The sequence below is a fragment of the Achromobacter aloeverae genome (genome assembly GCF_004121055.1).
In the GTDB taxonomy this organism is placed as follows: Bacteria; Pseudomonadota; Gammaproteobacteria; order Burkholderiales; family Burkholderiaceae_B; genus Bordetella_C; species Bordetella_C aloeverae.
The window spans coordinates 359,958-381,222 of record NZ_PYAL01000009.1; the positions used below are offsets into that span (position 1 = coordinate 359,958).

Consider the following 21,265-nt stretch of genomic DNA (forward strand, 5'->3'; position numbering starts at 1 on the left):
GCCGCCAGCCAGCCCCCGGGACAGGCCGGTGCGCGGGCCCCGGGCGTGCCGTAACACGGTGAAACGGCAGCCCCCGTACCGCAGGGCAAAAGCAAGACAGCCACGCCCGGATGGTGTCTACTTGGTGCTTCTCTTCAATGCAGATTCGAGGTTGTTCCCATGAAAGACAAATGCGTGCTGGTCACCGGCGCTACCAAGGGTATAGGCTGGGCGCTCACGCGCCGTCTGGCCGATATGGGCTGTCACGTGGTGGGAATCGCCCGGAATACCAACGACGTCGATTTTCCGGGGTATCTGTACGCCTGCGACCTGGCCGATGCCGGCAAGACCGAGGACGTGCTGCGCGAAATCCGTGAAAAATTCCCCGTCGATGCCATCGTCAACAACGTCGGCCTGGTGCTGCCGCAACCCCTGGGTTCGGTGGAGCTGGCGTCGCTCTATAACGTGCTGGACCTGAATGTGCGCGTGGCGGTGCAGGTGGTGCAGACCTTCGTCGAATCGATGAAGACTCGCCGCGCGGGCCGCATCGTCAACGTGGTCAGCCGCGCCATCCACGGCAGCCAGGACCGCACCAGCTACTCGGCCGCCAAGGCCGCGCTGGTCGGCTGTACGCGCACCTGGGCGCTGGAACTGGCCGAATATGGCATTACGGTCAATGCCGTCGCGCCCGGTCCGGTGGAAACCGAGTTGTTCCGCGCCACCCGGCCCGTCGGCAGCGAGGGCGAAAAGCGCGTGTTGTCCGGCATCCCGATGAGGCGCCTCGGCAGCCCCGCGGAAGTGGCGGCGGCGATTGCCTTCCTGCTGTCCGACGATGCCGGTTTCATCACCGGGCAGGTGCTGGGCGTGGACGGCGGCGGCAGTCTCGCCGGCCGCAGCTAGGACAGCGGCGGCCAGATGGTCGCCGGGGGCGTCACCTGAGAGTCCCCTCGGCGTTCCCTGAGCGTCCCCTGATGGTCGCGCTGTGGTCCACCACACAGTCGCCGCGTGCCATGCCCATTCGCTAAACTGCGGGCATGGCCAAATCACGAACCGTCTACGTCTGTGCCGAATGCGGCGGCACCAGCCTGAAGTGGCAGGGCAAGTGCCCCCATTGCAACGCCTGGAACACCCTGGAAGAAACCGTGGAAAGCGCCGCCCCCGCGGCAGCCGCGCAGCATCGCTACGCGCCGCTGGCGGCCGCCAGCCCGGTGCGCAGCCTTGCCGAGATCGAAGCGCGCGAGGTTCCACGCCAGCCGACCGGGCTGGAGGAATTCGACCGCGTCCTGGGTGGCGGCCTGGTGGCGGGCGCGGTGGTGTTGATCGGGGGCGATCCGGGCATCGGCAAATCCACCTTGCTGTTGCAGGCGCTGGCCTCGATGTCGGCGGGCGCCAAGGTGTTGTACGTGACCGGCGAAGAGTCGGCCGAGCAGGTGGCCTTGCGCGCGCGCCGGCTGGGGCTGGCCACCGGCAATGTCGACCTGCTGGCCGAAATCCGGCTGGAAGCCATCCAGGCCGCCGTCGCCGGGCAGCGGCCCGTGGTCGCCGTCATCGATTCCATCCAGACCCTCTACAGCGGGGAATTGACGGCGGCGCCCGGCTCGGTGTCGCAGGTGCGCGAATGCGCGGCCCAGCTGACCCGCCTGGCCAAGCAGACCGGCATCGCCATCGTGATGATCGGCCACGTCACCAAGGACGGCGCGCTGGCCGGTCCCCGGGTGCTTGAACACATCGTCGACACGGTGCTCTATTTCGAGGGCGATACCCACTCCTCCTATCGCCTGGTGCGGGCGTTCAAGAACCGCTTCGGCGCGGTCAATGAACTGGGCGTGTTCGCGATGACGGATCGTGGCTTGCGCGGCGTGGCCAATCCGTCGGCCCTGTTCCTGTCCCAGCACGACCGCCAGGTCGCCGGCTCCTGCGTGATGGCCACGCAGGAAGGCACGCGGCCCCTGCTCGTGGAAATCCAGGCCCTGGTCGACGCCGCGCACGCGCCCAATCCCAAGCGCCTGACGGTGGGCCTTGAAAGTAACCGCCTGGCCATGCTGCTGGCGGTGTTGCATCGCCATGCGGGGGTGGTGACCTCGGACCAGGACGTCTTCGTCAATGCGGTGGGCGGCGTGCGCATTACCGAGCCGGCCGCTGACCTGCCGGTGTTGCTGTCCATCATGTCGTCGCTGCGCGACCGGCCGCTGCCGCGCGGGCTGGTGACGTTCGGCGAGGTGGGCCTGGCCGGCGAAATCCGCCCGGCGCCGCGGGGGCAGGAACGCCTGCGCGAAGCCGCCAAGCTGGGTTTCAACATCGCGCTGATTCCCAAGGCCAACGCCCCGCGCCAGCCTATCGAGGGCCTGCAGGTCTGGGCTTGCGACCGCCTGGAGGACGCCCTGGAGAAGTTGAAGGAAGCCTGATGGGTGGCGGAGGGCTTTGCCTCGTAAGGATACGGGAAGACGCGGGGAAGAAATCCTGGGAGAAAGCGCCGACCTCGGCAGGGCGGCAGGCGGCGGATCCGCGCGGCGTGGGGGCCTTTGATTATCCGGCGCCGCGCGCCGGATAATCTCTTCGCGCGCCGGGCTGGATTATCCGGGTAATCAGCGGGGCTGGTGCGCGGATTATGTGCGCGCGTTTTGCCAATATCAAAAAGCCGCGATTTATTTTAAGAAAAATGAAAGCTTCCATTTAAGAAAGCGACCGAAATCCCCGGGTTTTCCCCAGAAAAATCGCGTATTCGCATTACGTTGCATTGGGTATGAATTTTTTTTGGGATCGCATGCAACCTTCCATGAACTCCCTGCTCAAACGCAGTACGGGGAACGCGGCAAGATCGCCGTGCCCGTGGAATCAAGGCCCGGTGGCCTTATTAATTCTGGAGTCATTCATGACCACTCGCTCCCGCATTGCTGCTTTTCTGTCCGTCTCCGCGCTGACCCTCGGCCTGGCCGCGGCGCCGGCGGCATTCGCTGCCGACGCTTCGACGACCGCCAAGCCCAAGTCCACGCAAACCCACAAGCACAAGGCCAAGAAGTCCGGTGCGAAGTCGTCCGCCAAGGCGGCTCCCGCCACGACGCCGGCCAAGTAATTTCGCGGGTGCAGGGCCCAGGGCGAAGCTTCCGGGAGGGAGCTTCGCCTTTTTCTTTTTCCGGGCGCCATGCGCTGGCCCCGGCGCCCACGATTTTTCCTTCCGGATCGCCAGACTATCGTCAGGTTTAGGTACGATACGCCCATGCCAGAATCCTCCGCCGCTGCCCGCCTCACCGCCGCGCCGCCCGCCGCCGCCCGCGGCCTGCTGCATACATGGCGCCTGGGCGTGCGCGCCTTGCTGCGCGACACCCGCGCCGGCGAATTGCGCCTGCTCGTCATCGCGTTGATCGTCGCGGTGGCGGCCGTCACCAGCGTGGGTTTCCTGGCGGATCGGGTCGGGCGCGCGCTGGAGCGCGACGCCGCGCAGATGCTGGGCGCCGATGTGGTCCTCGACGCCGATGCGCCGCTGCCGCCCGCCTTCGAGCAGCGCGCGTTGCAGGAAGGCCTGCGGCTGGTGCACACCTGGCAGTTCCCCTCCATGGCGGGCGCGGGCGATAACGCGCAACTGGTGTCCCTGAAGGCCGTCGAGCCGGGCTATCCCTTGCGGGGCAGCCTGCGCACGGCCGACGCGCCGTTCGGCGCCGATGCGCCGACGCGCGACGTGCCGGATCGCGGCACGGTATGGGTGGACCCGCAACTGCTGGGCATGCTCAATGTCGCGGTGGGCGATATGTTGACGCTGGGCGACGCCCGGTTTCGCATCGCCCGCGTGGTGACCTACGAACCCGATCGCAGCCTGCAATTCGTCAACGTCTCGCCGCGCGTCATGATGCGCGCCGATGACCTGCCGGCCACGCACCTGATCGCGCCCGGCAGCCGGATCGGCTATGCGCTGCTGGCGGCGGGCGATCCCCCCGCCGTGGCGGCCTATTCGGCCTGGCTGGGTGAAAACCTGCAGCGGGGCCAGCGTATCGCCACCGTCGAGTCCGGCCGGCCCGATGTGCGCCGCGTGCTCGATCGCGCCCAGCGTTTCCTGTCGCTGGTGGCGCTGCTGGCGGTGCTGATTTCCGCAGTGGCGGTGGCCATGGCGGCCAACCGCTTCATGCAGCGCCATCGCGATGGCGTGGCCGTGATGCGTTGCCTGGGCGCGCCGCAGTCGGACATTACGCGCATGCTGGCCGTCGAGTTCATCCTGGTCGGCATCCTGGCCTCGCTGGCCGGCGGCGTGGCGGGTTATGCCGTGCACGAGGGGCTGGTGCGCGTGCTGGCCAGCCTGATCGACACGGCCTTGCCCGCGCCGTCCGCGCTGCCCGCCGCGCAAGGACTGGCCACCGGCCTGTGGCTGCTGCTGGGGTTCGCGCTGCCCGCGCTGGAGCGGCTGCGACACGTCCCGCCGGCGCGCGTGCTGCGGCGGGACGATACGGGCCTGCGGGCCGGCAGTACGCTGGGCTATGTCGTGGGCGCGGCCGGCTTCGCCTTGCTGATCTGGTGGTTCGCCGGCAATGCCCGGCTGGGCGCCGTCGTCGCTGGCGGCTTCCTGGCGGCCTTCGCCGCCTTCGCCGCGCTGGCGGGGCTGTGCGTGGCCCTGCTGGCGCGCCTGCGCCATGCCGCCGCCGGGCTGCCCGCGCTGCGTTTCGCGCTGGCGGGCGTGGTGCGGCGACGGGCCGCCACGATCACCCAGGTCTGCGCGCTGGCCATCGGCCTGATGGCCTTGCTGCTGCTGGCCATGACGCGCACCGACCTGATCGCCGGCTGGCAGCGCACCTTGCCGGCCGACGCGCCCAACCGGTTCCTGATCAACATCCAGCCGGACCAGCGCGCGGCGGTGGCCACGCGGCTGGCGCAGGGCGGCATCGGGCAGGCCGATCTCCATCCCATGGTCCGCGGCCGCATGGTGGCCATCAACGGCCGCGCCGTCTCCGCGGCGGACTACGAGGACGATCGCGCCAAGCGCCTGGTGGACCGGGAGTTCAATCTCTCGTATGGCAAGCAGATGCCGACCTACAACCGCCTGGCCGAAGGGCGCTGGATGGCGCCGGTCTCCCGCGAGGTTTCCATGGAGTCGGGCATCGCCAGGACCCTGGGCGTGAAGATGGGCGACAAGCTGACGTTCGATATCGCCGGCCAGACCGTGGATGTCGATGTCACCAGCCTGCGGGCGGTCGATTGGGACACGATGCGCGTGAACTTCTTCGCCATGCTGTCGCCGTCGGTGCTCGCCGATGCGCCGCAGAGCTGGATCACGTCCTTTCACCTGCCCGACGACAAGCCGCGGCTGCTGCCGGACCTGGTGCGCGATTTTCCCAACCTGACCGTTTTCGATGTCGGCGCCATCCTGAAGCAGCTGCAAGCCGTGCTGGACCAGGTGGTGCAGGCGGTGCAGCTGCTGTTCGTCTTCACCCTGGCGGCGGGCGTGCTGGTCCTGGCGGCGGCGCTGACCGCCACGCGCGACGAGCGCGTGCGCGAAGCCGCGGTATTGCGGGCGCTGGGCGCCACCCGGCGTCAGCTTGCGCGCGCGCAGCGCCTGGAACTGCTGGCGGTGGGCGGGCTGGCCGGACTGCTGGGCGCGGCCGGCGCCGCCGCCGTGGCCTGGGCGCTGTCGCGCTATGTTTTCGATTTCCACATCACACTCAGCCTGTGGCCCTGGCTGGCGGGTCTCGCGGCCGGCATGCTGGGCGCCTGGGGCGGCGGCGCCCTGGCCCTGCGTGGCGTCCTGCGCACGCCGCCGCTGGTTATTTTGCGAGAAGCCTTATGACAACGACGACGCGGGTCGAACCGATATTCGAGCCGATCGACCACACGCGCAGCATCTTCGACCAACTCGGCGGCGAGCCTGGCGTGCGCGCCCTGGTCGACCGTTTCTATGACCTGATGGACGTGGACGCCGACCTTGCCGACCTGCGCGCCGCGCACGGCCCCAGCCTGGACAGCGCGCGCGACAAGCTGTTCTGGTTCCTGTGCGGCTATTTCGGCGGCCCCGACCATTACGTCGAGCGTTTCGGCCATCCGCGGCTGCGCGCCCGCCATCTGCCGTTTTCCATCGGCACGCGGGAGCGCGACCAATGGGTGGTCTGCATGGGCCGGGCGATGGCCGACCAGGGCCTGGACCAGGCATTGATGGATCGTTTGCTGCATTCCTTCTACGGCACCGCGGACTGGATGCGCAATCGTGAGGGTTGAGACCGCCAGGCTGGCGTGGGAAACGACGCCCGCGGGCGTGATGCTGTACGATGCCGCGCGCATCAGCCGGCCCGGTCCGGACCTTTTCGATCCCGCGGCCTATGGCGACCGTGCCGAAGCCGTCGCGGCGGGAGGGCGCCAGGCCGCGTGGTTCGTGCACGGCGAGTTCGGCGAGGGCGTGTTGCGCCATTACCGGCGCGGCGGGCTGGTCGCGCGGATCAGCGACCGCGGCTATTTCTGGCTGGGCGGCGACCGCACCCGCAGCTTCATGGAGTTCCGTCTGCTGGAGTCGCTGTCGGCGCAGGGGCTGCCGGTGCCCGCGCCCGTGGCCGCCGCCTACTGGCGTCGCGGGCTGAACTACGAGGCCGCCATCATCGTGGAGCGCCTGCCCGACGTGCGGCCGCTGGCGCTGCTGCTGGACCGCGAGGTCTGGGACGCCGCGGCCGGCGCCGTGGCGCGCCTGCACCAGGCCGGCGTCTGGCATGCGGACCTGAACGCCTACAACATCCTCATCGACGGCGAGGGCAAGGCCTGGATCATCGATTTCGATCGGGGGCGGCAGCGCGGCGCCTCGACCGGCGCGCGCCTTGGCAACCTGCGCCGCCTGCGCCGGTCGCTCGAAAAAGTGGGCGGGGCGCAGGGCCTGGCCTTCTACGACCGGCTCGCGGCCTCCTACCGGCGGCACATGGCCAGCCAACCCGACTGACGCGGCTCGTAAAAACCAATTATCATTTTGCCTTTGGCGCGCCAGGGGAAATCGGGCTGCGGCAGGTCTACAAACTTTCTAGGCAAGGGGCCCTGGATGAGAATCAACGCGGGTATCCGCTACGCAATGGGGGCGGTACTGGCGACCGCGGTCATGGTGACGGCCCATGCCCAGAACAAGGTCGTCAACGTCTACAACTGGGCCGAGTACACCGCGCCCGACACCATACCCGGCTTCGAGAAGGCGACCGGCATCAAGGTCCGCTACGACGTCTACGATAACAACGACACCCTGCAGGCCAAGCTGCTGACCGGCAAGTCCGGCTACGACGTGGTCGTGCCGTCGACCCACTATGCCGCGCGCCAGTTGCAGGGCGGGCTCTTCCAGAAGCTGGACAAGTCCAGGATTCCCAATTGGCAGTACCTGGACCCCGACCTGATGGCGCTGGTCGCCACGGTCGATCCCGGCAACCAGTACCTGGTGCCCTGGGGCTACGGCACCAACGGGCTGGGCTACAACGTGACCAAGGTCCAGCAGATCCTGGGCAAGGACGCGCCGCTGGGCAGCTGGGACATGCTGTTCAAGCCTGAGAACGCCGCCAAGCTGAAGGACTGCGGCATCTCCATGCTGGACGAGGCGGCGCAGGTATTCCCGGCGGTCCTGCATTACCTGGGCAAGGATCCCAACAGCAGCAATCCGGACGACTACAAGGACGCGCTGGAACTCTTGAAGAAAATTCGTCCCTACATCCGTCAGTTCAGTTCGTCGGGCTATATCGATGAGCTGGCCGTGGGGGACCTGTGCATGGTCTATGGTTTCTCGGGCGACGTGATGATCGCGCGCAAGCGCGCCAAGGACGCCAAGCAACCGTATGACGTCAACTACTACATTCCGCAGGGCGGCGCGCCTGCCTGGTTCGACGTGATGGCCATCCCGAAGGATGCCCAGCACGTGGACGAGGCGCTGGCCTTCATCAACTACATCGAGACCCCGCAGGTGCACGCGGCCATCACCAACACCATGTTCTACCCCAACGCGAACAAAGAGGCGCGCAAGTACGTGGTGAAGGACGTCGCGGACAACCCCATGATCTATCCGCCGCCGGAAGTCGCCAAGACGCTTTATGTGATCAAGCCGCAGCCGGTGAACATCCTGCGCCTGCAGACCCGCATGTGGGCTGAACTGAAGTCCGGAAGATAAGCAAAATGAGTGACAGCCGTTATCCGGCGCAGCTTCCGGCGGATCCGGACGAGTTCGTCCGGGTTTCCGACCTGGTGAAGATCTTCGGCGACACGGTCGCCGTCCGTTCGGTCAACCTGAACGTCAAGCGCAACGAAATCTTCGCGCTCCTCGGCAGCTCCGGCTGCGGCAAGTCGACCCTGCTGCGCATGCTGGCGGGCTTCGAGGAAGCGACGTCCGGGCAGATCCTGCTGGATGGCGAGGACATCACGGCCGTGCCTCCCTACCGGCGCCCGGTCAACATGATGTTCCAGTCCTACGCCTTGTTCCCGCACATGTCGGTCGAGGCCAATGTCGCTTTCGGCCTGAAGCAGGAAGGCGTGGATCGCGCCGAAATCCACGACCGGGTATTCGAGGCGCTGAACCTGGTGCAGATGGCGGGCTATGCGCGGCGCAAGCCGCACCAGTTGTCGGGCGGCCAGCAGCAGCGCGTGGCGCTGGCGCGCAGCCTGGTCAAGCGTCCCAAGCTGCTGCTGCTTGACGAGCCGATGTCGGCGCTGGACAAGCAGATCCGCCAGAAGACCCAGATCGAGCTGGTGCGCATCCTGGAGCAGGTCGGCGTGACCTGCATCATGGTGACGCACGACCAGGAAGAGGCCATGACCATGGCGCACCGCCTGGCGGTGATGACCGAAGGCCAGATCATCCAGTGCGGCACGCCGCAGGATGTCTACGAGTTTCCGAACTCGCGCTTCGTCGCCGGCTTCATCGGCAGCACCAATCTGTTCACGGGCACCATCGTGGTCGACGAGCCCGACCACATCGCCATCGAAAGCGAGGCGCTGTCGCGCCCGCTTTATGTCAACCATGGCGTGAGCGAGCCGCTGGGCATGCAAGTGCACGTGTCCATACGGCCGGAACGCATCGTCGTGTCGCGCGAGCGTCCGCAGACCGAGCACAACTGGGCGCACGGCATGGTCACGCACATGGCGTGGATGGGCAGCTACGCGCTGTACCAGATCCGCCTGGACTCCGGCGCGCAGATCGAGGCCAGCGTGCCGCGCCGCGTGCTGGCGCAAAGCGACGCGCCCGCGGTGGGCGAGGAGGTCCACGCCAGCTGGGGCGCCGACAGCGCGACGGTGCTGCCCTCATGATGCGCCGCCTCCTGCCGTCGGGGCGCGCGCTGGCGGTGGTCCCGCCGTTTCTATGGCTGCTGTTGTTCCTGCTGCTGCCGTTCCTGCTGGTCCTGAAGATCAGCTTCGCCGATCTCCAGTTCGGCATCCCGCCCTATACGTCCCTGCTGGAATACAAGGAACAGGCGCTGCAGTTCAGCCTGCACCTGCGCGGCTACGCGCTGTTGTTCACCGACAGCCTGTATTTCGCCACGTACCTGAATTCGGTGAAGATCGCCGCCATCAGTACGCTGGCCTGCGTGCTGATCGGCTATCCGATGGCGTACTACATCGCCCGGTCGGCGCCCGCCACCCGCAATATCCTGCTGCTGGGCGTGATCCTGCCGTTCTGGACCTCGCTGCTGCTGCGCGTCTATGCCTGGGTGGGCATCCTGCGCAACGACGGCTTGCTCAACAAGTTCCTGATGGCCCTGGGCATCATTTCCCAGCCCATGGAGATCTATCGCACGGACCTGGCGGTCTATATCGGCATGGTCTATTCCTATCTGCCGTTCTTCATCCTGCCCCTGTACGCCAACCTGGTGAAGATGGACCTGCGCCTGCTGGAGGCCGCCTATGACCTGGGCGCCAAGCCGTGGCAAGCCTTCTGGCAGATCACCGTGCCGTTGTCGCGGCCGGGCGTGATCGCCGGCGCCATGCTGGTCTTCATTCCGGCGGTCGGCGAATACGTGATTCCGGAAATGCTGGGCGGGGCCAATACGCTGATGATGGGCCGCGTGATGTGGAGCGAGTTCTTCAACAATGCCGATTGGCCCATGGCGGCCTCCGTCACCTGCGTCATGGTGCTGCTGCTGCTGGTGCCGTTGGCGCTGTTCCAATACAACCAGGTCAAGCAGGCCGACGCGACGCGGGAGGGCAAGCGATGATGCTGCGTCCCAATCCGGTCTTGCGGGCCCTGGCCCTGGGCCTGGGCTTCCTGTTCCTGTATGTGCCCATCCTCAGCCTGGTGGTGTTTTCCTTCAACGATTCGCCGCTGGTGACCGCGTGGTCGGGCTTTTCCTTCAAGTGGTATGTCTCGCTGTTCCATGATGATGCGCTGCTGAGCGCGGCCTGGCTGTCTTTCCGGGTGGCGGCGCTGTCGGCCACGGCGGCCACCGTCATCGGCACCTGGGCCGGCTATGTGCTGGCCCGCATGGGCCGCTTCCGCGGCTTTTCGCTTTACCTTGGCATGCTCAGCGCGCCGCTGGTGATCCCGGAAGTGGTGGTCGGCATTTCGTTGCTGCTGATGTTCGTCGAGGTGCGCAGCCTGGTGGGCTGGCCCGACAACGGCGTGTTCACCATCTGGGTCGGCCACACGACGTTCGCCATGGCCTTCGTGGCCGTGATCATCCAGTCCCGCGTGCGCGACCTGGACCGGTCGCTGGAAGAGGCGGCGCTGGATCTCGGCGCCACGCCGTTGAAAGTGTTCTTCCTCATCACGCTGCCGCTGATCGCGCCGGCGCTGGCGTCGGCGTGGCTGCTGTCCTTCACGTTGTCCCTGGACGACGTGATCCTGTCTTCCTTCCTGTCGGGCCCGGGCTACACCACGTTGCCGCTGGAAGTGTTTTCGCGGGTGCGTCTGGGCCTGAAGCCCGAGGTCAACGCGCTGGCCGCCTTGTTCATCCTGGCTGTCGGCATTTGCGTGATCGTCGCTAACCGCCTGCAACGCCGCAAGGAGTTTTCCGCATGACCCAAGTCGTTCTCTATGGCCTCAAGCAGTGCAGCACGTGCGTCAAGGCGCGCACGTGGCTGGGCGAGCACGGCGTCAGCCACGAATTCATCGACTATCGCGACCATCCCGTGGCGCCGGCCCTCCTGAAGGACTGGGCCGCGCAACTGGGCGGCTGGGAAAAGCTGGTCAACCGGACCTCCATGACGTGGCGCGCCCTGCCGGAGGAGCGCCGCGGCGCGTCCACCGACGCGCAATGGCTGGCGCTGATCAAGGAATTTCCCGCCCTGGTGCGCCGTCCCGTCAGCGTCACGCAGGACGGCGCGGTGGCGGTGGGCTTTTCCGAAAAGCGCTACGGCGAGCGCTTCGTCTGAGGCCGCGTCGGCTTGCCACGATCCATGGCGCGCACTCCCGGCGAAAATGAGACGGACGCCGCAGGCTTGAAAGCCATGCAAGCCACGGACGCCGCCTACGCCTATCGTGCCGACTCGGTTGTCGGTCGCGCCTTGCCCGACGCCTTCTTCAACCGCGACGCGCGCCAGCTTGCCCGCGAATTGATAGGCATGGTGCTGCGACGGCGTTACGGCGATGTGTGGCTGGCGGCGCGCATCATCGAAACCGAAGCCTATTACCTGGTCGAGAAGGGCAGCCATGCCTCCCTGGGATATACGCACAAGCGCCGCGCCCTGTTCATGGATGGCGGCGTCATCTACATGTACTACGCGCGGGGCGGCGATTCATTGAATTTCAGCGCGGGCGGGCCTGGCAACGCGGTGCTCATCAAGTCGGCCCATCCCTGGGTGGACGATGTATCGGGCGAGGATGCGCTGGCGCGGATGCAGGCCCTGAACCCGGACGCCCGCGGCGCGGCGCGGGCGCCGCAGCGCCTGTGCGCGGGCCAGACCCTGCTGTGCCGCGCCCTGGACCTTAAGGTGCCGGAGTGGGATGGGCAGGGCTTCGATCCCGGCCGCCTGTTCGTCGACGACGTCGGCGCGCGGCCGGCCCGCCTGTTGCGCACGACGCGCCTGGGGATTCCGCCGGGACGCGACGAACATCTGCCTTATCGCTATGTGGACCCCGCCTATGCGCCTTTCTGCACGCGCAACCCGCTGCGACGGGGGCAGGTGGAGGGCAGGGACTATACCTGGGTGACGCGGGGCGGACGGCCTTGCAGGGGCCAGGCCTCTTCGACCTGACCCCGTCCGGCCTATGTCTCGGCGCTTCGCGCTCTTTCCCTACTCGGAGGTCTCGGCAAGCTGGGCACGCTGCGCGCGCAGGGTGCGCGCCTTCAGGCGCTCGATCATCGCGTCCACCTTGCGTTGGATGCGGCGGCGGTTCAAGGCCTTGCTGAGGATATATATCGGTACGGCCTGCTTGGAGCCGAAGCCGTCGATGAGATACAGCCCATGCCTGCCCTGGGCGTTTTCGCCCATGACGATGTTGCGCGCGGAAATATCGTTGAGGATGATGTGATGGTCGGCCAGCGAATCGAAGAAGAACGCCAGTTGCCGGGCCAGCTCGGGCTCCAGTTGGCCGGCGCGCTTGACGATTTCCTCCACCGTGGGGGCCAGGCCGCCTTCGCCGTCGGAGATTTTTTCCACCAGCACGCCCAGGCCTTGCGAGGTTTCGGCCAGGCCCACGACGCGCGCCATCGGGATCTGCCAGCGGCCGTCCGCGGCATTGTGCGCGGCCGCGTATTCGGCCAGCTCATGGATGTAGGCGCTATAGGCGCCTTCGCGCTGGAACAGCGCCTTGCTCAGGCGGCGCCAGGGGTGCTTGTTCATGGTGGCCGCGAAGGCGCGGCGATTCACCACCTTGACCAGCAGGTTGGGCTCGTAGGGGTGCTGGTAGACGCTGCGCTCCGTGCCGGACGCGATGGGGACGAGTTCGTCCAGCTGCAAGGCGTTAAACGGCAGTCCGTGGCCCGGCACGAACGCAGGAGGGGGAGCGGTCTGGGCGGCCGGTCGATGCCGCTGCAGTGGAACTATGCTCATAGAAGCCCAGTGTGATCAGCGCAACAAAAGTGCACTGCCACCTGTTTATGACGAAAATTCAACGGTGGTCGTAGTTTGAACTCGATGTCGCCCTAGGTGAAGGGATTTTTCACAATTCTGTGGCGTCCTATCCACATAATCGCGCCAATATCAGCGAATTTACCGTTGGAATAGGTGTAATTATTCCGATTGTTCCATTTTGGAGGCCATTTGCCTAAGTTTTCCTTGGATACCGTGATGTGGCTGTGCCTGGCCGCGTCCATGTTGGCGGCCTTGCTGGCGGCCCTGGCCTGGCGCCGGCGTCCCGCCGCCGACGGGCGGATGGACCAGTTGCTGGCCGGGCTGGAGAGAATCGAAAAGACGCTGCGCACCGACCTGGCCGACCACCAGCGCGGGCTGCGCGAGGAGTTCAGCGCGGCCGATCGGGCCCTGCGGCAGGAGCTGGCGCACAGCCATGAGGCCTTGCGCGGGGCGCTGGGTCGGGACGCCCAGGCGGCGCGCGTGGAGACGGCGGAGTCGCTGGACCGGTTCGCCGGCCAGTTGCGGCAGGAACTGCGTAATCTCATCGACCTCAATGACCGCCGCCTGCTGGAAGTGCGGCAGGCCGTCGAGCAGCGGCTGGCGGCCTTGCAGGCCGAAAACGCCGCCAAGCTGGAGGAAATGCGGCGCACGGTGGACGACAAGCTGCACGCCACGCTGGAGCAACGGCTGGGCGCGTCCTTCAAGCTGGTGTCGGACCGCCTGGAGGCCGTCCACAAGGGCCTGGGCGAAATGCAATCCCTGGCCGCCGGCGTCGGGGACCTCAAGCGGGTGCTGACCAACGTCAAGTCGCGAGGCACCTGGGGCGAGGTGCAACTGGCCCGGCTGCTGGAGGACACCATGACGGCCGAGCAATATGGCCGCAACGTCAAGCCCGTGCCCGGCAGCGATGCCATCGTCGAATTCGCCATCCGGCTGCCGGGGCGGGGCGAGGGCGGCGAACCGGTCTGGCTGCCCATAGACGCCAAGTTTCCCAAGGAGGAATACGAACGCCTGACCGCGGCCGAGGAAGCCGCCGACGCCGAAGGGGCGCGGGCAGCGGGCGCGGCGCTGGCGCGGGCCGTGGAAGTCCAGGCCCGGCTGATCGCCGACAAGTACATCGCGCCGCCGCACACCACCGATTTCGCCATCATGTTCCTGCCTACCGAAGGGCTGTACGCCGAAGTGCTGCGGCGCCCGGGCGTGCTGGACCGCCTGCATGACCTGCGGGTCAACGTGGCCGGTCCCAGCAACCTGGCGGCCTTGCTCAACAGCCTGCAGATGGGGTTCCGCACCCTGGCGATCGAGCGCCGTTCGTCCGAGGTGTGGCAGGTCTTGCGGGCGGTGAAGACGGAATTCGGCCGTTTTGGCGAGTCGCTGGCGGCGGTCAAGCGGACCCTGGAGACCGCGGGCAACAAGATAGGGCAGACGGAGGTGCGCACGCGCGCCATGTTGCGCAGCCTGAAGACCGTGGAGGCCTTGCCGGACGCGCAGGCCGCGCGTCTGCTGGGCGATGGGGATGCCGAGGGCGGGGAGCAGGGCCTGGAGGAGGGGGAGCAGGAGAGGGAGCGGGCGCCCGGCGGCGCCTAGCCCGGGCCGGGACGTCCCGCGATTCTGCTAAATTGCGGGCTTGCGGTCCGCGTCGCGGACGCGCCGTCCATCATTTCCGTTTCTTGAGTCCCCGCCCATGCTTTCCCAGCAAGAATTGAAGCAGCAGGCCGCCGACGCGGCCCTGGAAATCGTCGAACAGGTTGCCGGTCCCGACGTCATCATCGGTGTCGGCACCGGTTCCACCGCGGACCTGTTCATCGACGGCCTGGCGCGCTTCAAGGGGCGCGTGCGCGGCGCGGTCGCCAGCTCCGAGCGCAGCGCCAAGCGGCTGCAAGCGCACGGCCTGGCGGTGTTCGACCTGAATGATGTCGATCACATGCCCATCTATGTCGATGGCGCCGACGAGATCGATGGCCGCCTGCACATGATCAAGGGTGGCGGCGGCGCGCAGACCCGCGAGAAAATCGTCGCATCGGTGGCCGATCGCTTCATCTGCATCGTCGACGAATCCAAGCTGGTGGAGCGCCTGGGCGCCTTCCCGCTGCCGGTCGAGGTCATCCCGATGGCCGTCGCCGCGGTGTCGCGCACGCTGGCCCGGCTGGGCGGCCGCCCGGCCGTCCGCCAGGGGTTCACGACCGACAATGGCAATGTCATCCTGGACGTATCCGGACTGACGATCGCCGACGCGCCGGCCCTGGAGCTCGAGATCAACAATATCCCCGGCGTCGTGACCTGCGGCCTGTTCTCGCGTCCCGGCGCGGACCTGGCGCTGCTGGCCACGCAGCAGGGCATCCGGCGCCTGGCCCGGCCCTGACGCGGCCCGGGCCTCCGGAGGCCGATCGGTTCATAATCCTGTCATAAACAAGTCATAACCTTCCGGGCGACGCTGATACACGGCAGCCAAGCCCGGCTGCGCGCGAGGCGCATGACACCAAGTCGTTAAACCGCTGGGAGCCCGGATGACCGAGCATACAAACAAACAATTCGACGCCGATCTGGAAGCCGTCCGTTCGCAATTCCTGGCGATGGGCGGGGTCGTCGAGGTCATGATCCAGGAGTCCATCGACGCGCTGACCAGCGGCGACACCTTGCTGGTCGAAAAAGTGCGCGAGCGCGAAAAGGAAGTCAATCGCTACGAAGTCGATATCGACCAGCGCATCAGCCAGATCCTGGCGCGCCACCAGCCTACCGCGATCGACCTGCGCACGCTGATGGCCGTGTCCAAGATGCTGACCGACATGGAGCGTTGCGGCGACGAAGCGGAAAAGATCGCCACGGTGGCCCGCCGCATCCATGACGACGAAGTGCGCTACACGCCCAGCGTGGACCTGCGCCACATGGCCGATGCCGTGCGCGAGATGCTGCGCCAGGCGCTCGACGCCTTTGCCCGCCTGGATCCCGTCCAGGCCGCCGCGGTGGTGCGCAGCGACAAGGGCGTGGACAAGGAGTGGAAGGCCGCGCTGCGCCAGCTCATCTCGTTCATGATCGAGGATCCGCGCACCATTTCGCCGTCCATCGACGTGATCTTCGTGGCCCGCGCGCTGGAGCGCATCGGCGACCATGCCAAGAACATGTCCGAGCGTGTCATCTATATGGTGCGGGGCGCCGATGTGCGTCACACGGGCGCCAAGAACACGGAGCGCCAGGCTCGCGGTGAGGATGATGACGGCAGGGGCGAGGACGACGCGCAGGCTTGATCGTGGCAGGGCTGCGGGCCGCGGCCTGCAGCACGCACCTTGTGGGCATGAATGAAGACACCCCGGCGCGGGACGCGATGTCCTTCGCCGGGGTGTTTGTTTTTGTCCGCGATTTGTTCGCGTTTCGTCCGCTTTTCGTCCGCGTTTTGGGCGTCTTGCGGTCGCGCTGCCCCGCGGTCTTGACCCGCCGCGAGGCCGGCCCGGTTCAGGTCGAAGGCGGCACGAAGCCCTGCGCCTCGACGGCGCCGTCCTCGAACAGGAAGCGCTCCATCTGCTGTTGCAGGTACTTGCGGGCGCGCGCGTCGGCCAGGTTCAGGCGGTTTTCGTTGACCAGGCGGGTCTGCACGCCTTTCCACTCTTCCCACGCTTCCTTGGAGACGCTTTGCCAGATGCGGGTGCCGAGTTCGCCGGGGTAGGGCGGAAAGTCCAGCCCTTCGGCTTCACGCTTGAGTTTGACGCAATTAACGATACGGGCCATGACGAGATTGCCTAAAAAAGTGAATAGGGCGATTTTAACCGACCTGGCCGCGCGGCCGCGCTAAAGGCCCCGGCGTCGTGGGGTTTGCGCCGCCGGCGGCGTCTGCCGGACAGGCGCATGGGCAGGTGGACGGCAGAGGGCCGCGGGGGCACCTGCCGCCACGTCGTTCCGCGCTACAGGCGCTTGATGAAAATCAGGCTATTGCGCGACCGGTTGTAGTTCTGCTGCTTTTCCTTGGGCAGGTCCGCGATGCCGCCGGTGACGAACCCACGCTTGAGGAACCAGTGCGACGTCCGCGTGGTGAGCACGAACAGGCGCTTGGCGCCCAGCGCGCGCGCCCGCGACTCCATGTGGCGCAGCAGGATCTCGCCTTCCCCAGACCCCTGCCATTCCGGATGCACGATCAGGCAGGCCATCTCGGCCATCTGCTCTTCCGGGAAACGATGCAGGGCCGCGCATCCGTAGATGACGCCGTCGTGCTCCAGCACGGTGAAGTTCTCGACATCGCGCTCCACCACGCTGCGCCCGCGCGGCACCAGCGTGCCGTCGGCTTCCAGTGGTTCGATCAAGCTGAGTATTGCCCCGACATCGTCGATCGTGGCGGCACGCAGGTCGTCCAGCGTGTCCTCCACCACCATCGTGCCCACGCCATCGTGCGTGAAGATTTCCAGCAGCACGCCCCCGTCCAGCGAGAACGGCACGATATGCGCCCGCGCCACGCCCCGCTTGACCGCCAGCGAGCTGTACTGGAGAAACGTCGACGTGTCCTCGTCCAGCTCGCCCGCCGCCAGCAGCGCGTCGGCATCGACACGCGCCAGTTCGGTATCGACCGTGCCGTCGTCATTGCGCACGCCGTCGGTGACCGACAGGAAGATCAGTTTCTCGGCCCGCAAAGCCACCGCCACGCTGGTGGCCAGGTCTTCCATGGCCAGGTTGAAGGCCTCGCCGGTAGGGGAGAAGCCCAGCGGCGACAGCAGGATGACCGAACCCTGCTCCATCGCCTGGCGCATGGCGTCCACGTCCAGCTTGCGAACCTGGCCGGTGTGCCTGTAGTCCACGCCATCGATAACCCCGGAAGGACGGGCGGTGACGAAGTTGCCGGAAATCACGCGGACGTGCGCATGCGACATGGGCGTATTGGGCAGGCCCTGGCTGAAGGCCGCCTCGATGTCCAGGCGTATCTCGCCCGCCGCTTCCTTGGCGCATTCGAGCGAAGCCGCATCGGTGGGCGACAGGCCGCGGTCGAATTGATGCGTATAGCCCTTCAGCCGCAACTGCTCGTTGACTTGCGGCCGCGAGCCGTGCACCAGCACCAGGCGTATGCCCAGCGCCGACAGCAGGGAAAGGTCCTGCACCAGCACGTTCAGCGCGCCGGCCTGCACCAGCTCGCCGCCGAAGGCGACCACGAAGGTCTTGCCTCGGAACGCGTGGACATAGGGCGCGACTTCGCGAAACCAGCGGACGAACTGGGCGGGCGCGAAGCCCGGGGCTTCCAGCGCGGAGACGGTGTCTTGATCCTGGTCGGACATGATGCGGGGGGAGTTCCTGGGGGAGGAAGAAAAAAGCGAACTCGAAATTATAGGACCGGTAGCCGTAAACACGCTGTGTAGCGGCGCGGGCCGGCGCCATGCCGTTGGAGGAAGGCCGCGGGAAGGCCGCGCCCCGCTGGCGCGGCCAGGGACCCTCTGCTACAGCGTGCCCGGGTAGGCGCCGCCGTCCAGCACCAGGTTCTGCCCGGTGATATAGCCGGACCGCGCGCCGCACAGGAAGGCGCAGGCATCCCCGAACTCCGCCGGATCCCCGAATCGCTTGGCCGGATTGCGCTGCCTGCGGGCGTCCAGGAGCTGCTCCGCCGTCTGGGTGGCCGTGGCCGAGGCCTTGGCCGTATTCAGCAGCCGGTCCGTCTCGAACGGACCGGGCAGCAGGTTGTTGATGGTGACATTGTGGGCCACTACCTGGCGCGCCAGGCCCGCGACGAAGCCGGTCAGGCCGCTGCGGGCGCCGTTGGACAGGCCCAGGTGGTCGATGGGCATCTTCACCGCCGCCGACGTGATGTTGACGATGCGGCCGAAACGGCGCTCGATCATGCCGTCCACGGTGGCGCGGATCAGTTCGATGGGCGCGAGCATGTTGGCGTCGAGGGCGGCGATCCAGTCGTCGCGGCTCCAGTCGCGGAAATCGCCCGGCTTGGGACCGCCGGCGTTGTTGACCAGGATATCCGGGTGCGGGCAGGCGGCCAGCAGGCGGGCGCGGCCTTCGGCCGTGGCGACATCCGCGGTCACCGTGGTCACCTGGGCGCCGGTTTCGGCGCGGATGGCCGCGGCGGCCTGTTCAAGTGCCTCCGCGCCGCGCGCCGACATCACCACGTGCACGCCTTCACGCGCCAGCGACAGCGCGCAGGCGCGGCCCAATCCCTTGCTGGACGCGCATACCAAAGCGGTTTTTCCTGCTAGACCCAGATCCATGGATATGTTCCCTTAACGTTAGAAAAATTTTGTATCGCGAGGTGGAAAAGGTGGAAAATGATATTAATATTTTGAAATAATTGCCGTTCTTGGCCACCACGCATTCTATGCCGTGCCGGACCCCGAAGAGGATGTCGGCGCGCATGGGAGGCGGCAAGTCGATCATATTTGGGGACGTACGCACTGTGGAGCAACGCTATTGGTTGACCCTGGACCCGCAGACCCACGAACTGCGCGCGGGTTTCCGCGCCGGCGTGGACGCCGATCCGCCTAGTGTCGACATGCTGGAAACCGTGGTCGCGACCCGGGGCTGGACCGCGGACGCCCTGGACACCGAGGCCGTCGCGCGCTTCATCGACCGATGTTGCGAAGCCGCCGCGCGCTATGCGGGCGGCATGGCGACGGCCACGCAGGGGACCGACGAGGGCGGGGCGCTGGTCAACGAACTGGCCGCCATCGAGTCCGCGGCGGCGCACCTGGGCGCGGTGGTCGAACTGGCCAGCGCCCAGGAAGCCCCGGACGCCCCGGGCGCGCCCGCCGCTGCCGGCGGGGATGCCGTCGAAGGGCTGCCCGAGGGCGACCCTGACGTGGTCGAACTGGTGGTCGGCGAAGTGCATGACGGCGAGTTCGAACTGTCGTTCGAGGACGATCACATGCAGGTCCTGCTGACGCTGCGGCCTCCGCGCGGCGGCCGGCCTGTCGTCCTGGCCGAGGTGCGCGCCGTCCTTGCCGAGCACAAGGTGGTGTTCGGCCTGCGGGAGGACGTGTTGTTGCAGGCCCTCGAAGTGGGTTTCTGCGAAGACCTGGTCGTCGCCCAGGGCATCCCCCCCGGCGACGGCGAACCGACCGTATTCAAATCCCTGCTGGAGGCGTCCGCGCAGCATGCCCAGGTCGATGACCGGGCGCTGGTCGACTATCGCACCCTGGGCAACCTGGTGCTGGTCAAGCCGGGCATGCGCTTGATGCGCCGCATCCCCGCCAAGCGGGGCAAGGACGGCATCAACGTCCTGGGCCACCCGGCGCCGGCGCCGGAACCGGAAGACATTCCCTACGACCCCGAACTGACCGGCGTCGCGCGCGATCCCGCCGATCCCGAGGTGCTGGTGGCGGCGATTGCCGGCGCGCCGTCCATCCCGGCCCACGGCCATGGCATCTCGGTCAATGCGGTGGTCCAGGTCGAAGCGGTGGACCTGTCCTCCGGCAATATCGACTTCGACGGCACGCTGCAGGTCAACGGCGACATCACCACCGGCATGCAGGTCAAGGTGACCGGCGACGTGGTGGTCAGCGGCACCATCGAAGCGGCGCAGATCGATGCGGGCGGCAACGTGGTCGTCAAGGGCGGGATCCTCGGTGCGGCCGAGGGCGGCGCGGCGATGGGCAGCGAGCCCGTCATGCGCAGCGCGCATGTCGTCGCCAAGGGCTCCGTGCAGGCGCGCTTCATCGGCAATGCCACCATCAGCGCCGGCAAGGACGTGATCGTGGGCAGCGAGATCCGCCAGAGCGACGTGGCGGCCGGCGATAGCGTGACGGTGGGGGGCAAGGGCGCCAGCCAGGGCAGTATCAACGGTGGCCAGGTGCGCGCGCTGCGCGCCGTGCGCGCGGTAACGCTGGGCACCATGGCTGGCGTCAAGACCTTCGTGCAGGTGGGCGTGAACCCGCACGCGGAAATGCAGAAGCTGGCCCTGGAACGGACCCGCGTGCGCCTGACGGAGGAAAAGGACAAGCTGGAGCAGCTGCTGGTGTTCCTGCGCAAGCATCCCGAAAAAGGCGCCAACGGCATCGGTGCGCGGGCCTTGCAGACCCATGCCAAGCTGACGCGCGACCTGGCGGCGGTGGCGACGAAGGAAGCGGAGCTGGCCGCCGAAAAGGACGCCACCGAAGGCGCGGTCATCGAGGTCAGCAAGAAGATCTACGGCGGCGTCGACCTGCAGATCGGCAACCGCCGCGAGGAGATCATCGAGGACCGGGGCGGCGGCAAGGCCACCTTGAGCGACGGCAAGTTCACCATGCGGTAAGCGCGGGCCGCGCGGCCCCTGGCTGGGGCGCTGGGCCCGGGTCGCGGCCTGCATAAGCCTTCAGGCCGGCCTCTATAATCCTGGCAATGACCGTCAAGCATCCGCCTTCCTCGCCGCGCCCCGCCGCTCCGCCGACCGCTACCC

20 protein-coding genes are annotated in these 21,265 nt (G+C 67.2%); 16 read left to right on the forward strand and 4 right to left on the reverse strand.

What is annotated here, in order from left to right:
* Nucleotides 1–159 precede the first annotated feature (159 nt).
* The 12 genes from C7R54_RS27140 (at nt 160) to C7R54_RS27195 (ending at nt 12,096) form a co-directional block, all read left to right on the forward strand.
* A complete protein-coding gene (locus C7R54_RS27140; protein WP_129154025.1) occupies nt 160–879 on the forward strand; it encodes an SDR family oxidoreductase in 720 nt (239 codons plus the stop codon).
* Between the two features lie 134 nt (nt 880–1,013).
* A complete protein-coding gene (gene radA / locus C7R54_RS27145) occupies nt 1,014–2,384 on the forward strand; it encodes a DNA repair protein RadA (protein ID WP_129154026.1) in 1,371 nt (456 codons plus the stop codon).
* Between the two features lie 467 nt (nt 2,385–2,851).
* Nucleotides 2,852–3,052: a hypothetical protein gene (locus C7R54_RS27150; protein WP_129154027.1), complete on the forward strand. Its 201-nt coding sequence runs from the start codon at nt 2,852–2,854 to the stop codon at nt 3,050–3,052.
* A gap of 144 nt (nt 3,053–3,196) precedes the next feature.
* Nucleotides 3,197–5,749: an ABC transporter permease gene (locus C7R54_RS27155; protein WP_129154028.1), complete on the forward strand. Its 2,553-nt coding sequence runs from the start codon at nt 3,197–3,199 to the stop codon at nt 5,747–5,749.
* Entirely contained in the window at nt 5,746–6,174 is a 429-nt protein-coding gene (locus C7R54_RS27160; RefSeq protein ID WP_129154029.1) for a group II truncated hemoglobin, read from the forward strand. The genes C7R54_RS27155 and C7R54_RS27160 overlap by 4 nt, the downstream gene beginning before the upstream one ends.
* A complete protein-coding gene (locus tag C7R54_RS27165) occupies nt 6,164–6,880 on the forward strand; it encodes a 3-deoxy-D-manno-octulosonic acid kinase (RefSeq protein ID WP_275669709.1) in 717 nt (238 codons plus the stop codon). The genes C7R54_RS27160 and C7R54_RS27165 overlap by 11 nt, the downstream gene beginning before the upstream one ends.
* 96 nt (nt 6,881–6,976) lie before the next feature.
* Nucleotides 6,977–8,080 (forward strand): polyamine ABC transporter substrate-binding protein, encoded by a 1,104-nt coding sequence (locus C7R54_RS27170; protein ID WP_129154030.1) that lies wholly within the window; start codon nt 6,977–6,979, stop codon nt 8,078–8,080.
* A 5-nt stretch (nt 8,081–8,085) separates the two neighbouring features.
* Nucleotides 8,086–9,213, forward strand: coding sequence for an ABC transporter ATP-binding protein (locus C7R54_RS27175; RefSeq protein ID WP_129154031.1), 1,128 nt, complete (start codon nt 8,086–8,088; stop codon nt 9,211–9,213).
* On the forward strand, nt 9,210–10,118 hold the full coding sequence (locus tag C7R54_RS27180; RefSeq protein ID WP_377814869.1) for an ABC transporter permease subunit: 909 nt from the start codon (nt 9,210–9,212) through the stop codon (nt 10,116–10,118). Before C7R54_RS27175 ends, C7R54_RS27180 begins: the two co-directional genes overlap by 4 nt.
* On the forward strand, nt 10,118–10,921 hold the full coding sequence (locus tag C7R54_RS27185) for an ABC transporter permease subunit (RefSeq protein WP_129154082.1): 804 nt from the start codon (nt 10,118–10,120) through the stop codon (nt 10,919–10,921). Before C7R54_RS27180 ends, C7R54_RS27185 begins: the two co-directional genes overlap by 1 nt.
* On the forward strand, nt 10,918–11,274 hold the full coding sequence (locus C7R54_RS27190; RefSeq protein WP_129154032.1) for a Spx/MgsR family RNA polymerase-binding regulatory protein: 357 nt from the start codon (nt 10,918–10,920) through the stop codon (nt 11,272–11,274). Before C7R54_RS27185 ends, C7R54_RS27190 begins: the two co-directional genes overlap by 4 nt.
* A 75-nt stretch (nt 11,275–11,349) precedes the next feature.
* Nucleotides 11,350–12,096 (forward strand): DNA-3-methyladenine glycosylase, encoded by a 747-nt coding sequence (locus C7R54_RS27195; RefSeq protein WP_129154033.1) that lies wholly within the window; start codon nt 11,350–11,352, stop codon nt 12,094–12,096.
* Between the two features lie 39 nt (nt 12,097–12,135).
* Here the strand turns inward: C7R54_RS27195 and C7R54_RS27200 are convergent, their stop codons facing one another.
* Entirely contained in the window at nt 12,136–12,894 is a 759-nt protein-coding gene (locus tag C7R54_RS27200) for a YrbL family protein (protein ID WP_129154034.1), read from the reverse strand.
* 237 nt (nt 12,895–13,131) lie between these two features.
* On the opposite strand from C7R54_RS27200, the gene C7R54_RS27205 reads away from it, so the two are divergent.
* The 3 genes from C7R54_RS27205 to phoU all read left to right on the forward strand — a co-directional run bounded on the left by C7R54_RS27205 (nt 13,132) and on the right by phoU (nt 16,160).
* Complete coding sequence (locus C7R54_RS27205; protein ID WP_129154083.1) at nt 13,132–14,502, forward strand: DNA recombination protein RmuC; 1,371 nt, start codon at nt 13,132–13,134, stop codon at nt 14,500–14,502.
* Between the two features lie 97 nt (nt 14,503–14,599).
* Nucleotides 14,600–15,277: a ribose-5-phosphate isomerase RpiA gene (gene rpiA / locus C7R54_RS27210; RefSeq protein ID WP_129154035.1), complete on the forward strand. Its 678-nt coding sequence runs from the start codon at nt 14,600–14,602 to the stop codon at nt 15,275–15,277.
* Between the two features lie 145 nt (nt 15,278–15,422).
* Entirely contained in the window at nt 15,423–16,160 is a 738-nt protein-coding gene (gene phoU, locus C7R54_RS27215) for a phosphate signaling complex protein PhoU (protein ID WP_129154036.1), read from the forward strand.
* A gap of 205 nt (nt 16,161–16,365) precedes the next feature.
* On the opposite strand, the gene C7R54_RS27220 is transcribed toward phoU, so the two are convergent.
* The 3 genes from C7R54_RS27220 to C7R54_RS27230 form a co-directional block, all read right to left on the reverse strand.
* Complete coding sequence (locus C7R54_RS27220) at nt 16,366–16,638, reverse strand: oxidative damage protection protein (RefSeq protein ID WP_129154037.1); 273 nt, start codon at nt 16,636–16,638, stop codon at nt 16,366–16,368.
* Nucleotides 16,639–16,811: 173 nt separating this feature from the next.
* Nucleotides 16,812–18,167, reverse strand: a complete 1,356-nt coding sequence (gene argA, locus C7R54_RS27225; RefSeq protein ID WP_129154038.1) for an amino-acid N-acetyltransferase — start codon at nt 18,165–18,167, stop codon at nt 16,812–16,814.
* 159 nt (nt 18,168–18,326) lie between these two features.
* Complete coding sequence (locus C7R54_RS27230) at nt 18,327–19,103, reverse strand: SDR family oxidoreductase (protein WP_129154039.1); 777 nt, start codon at nt 19,101–19,103, stop codon at nt 18,327–18,329.
* Nucleotides 19,104–19,288: 185 nt separating this feature from the next.
* Here C7R54_RS27230 and C7R54_RS27235 point away from each other — a divergent pair, with 185 nt between their 5' ends.
* On the forward strand, nt 19,289–21,121 hold the full coding sequence (locus C7R54_RS27235; protein WP_129154040.1) for a DUF342 domain-containing protein: 1,833 nt from the start codon (nt 19,289–19,291) through the stop codon (nt 21,119–21,121).
* Nucleotides 21,122–21,265: the final 144 nt, after the last annotated feature.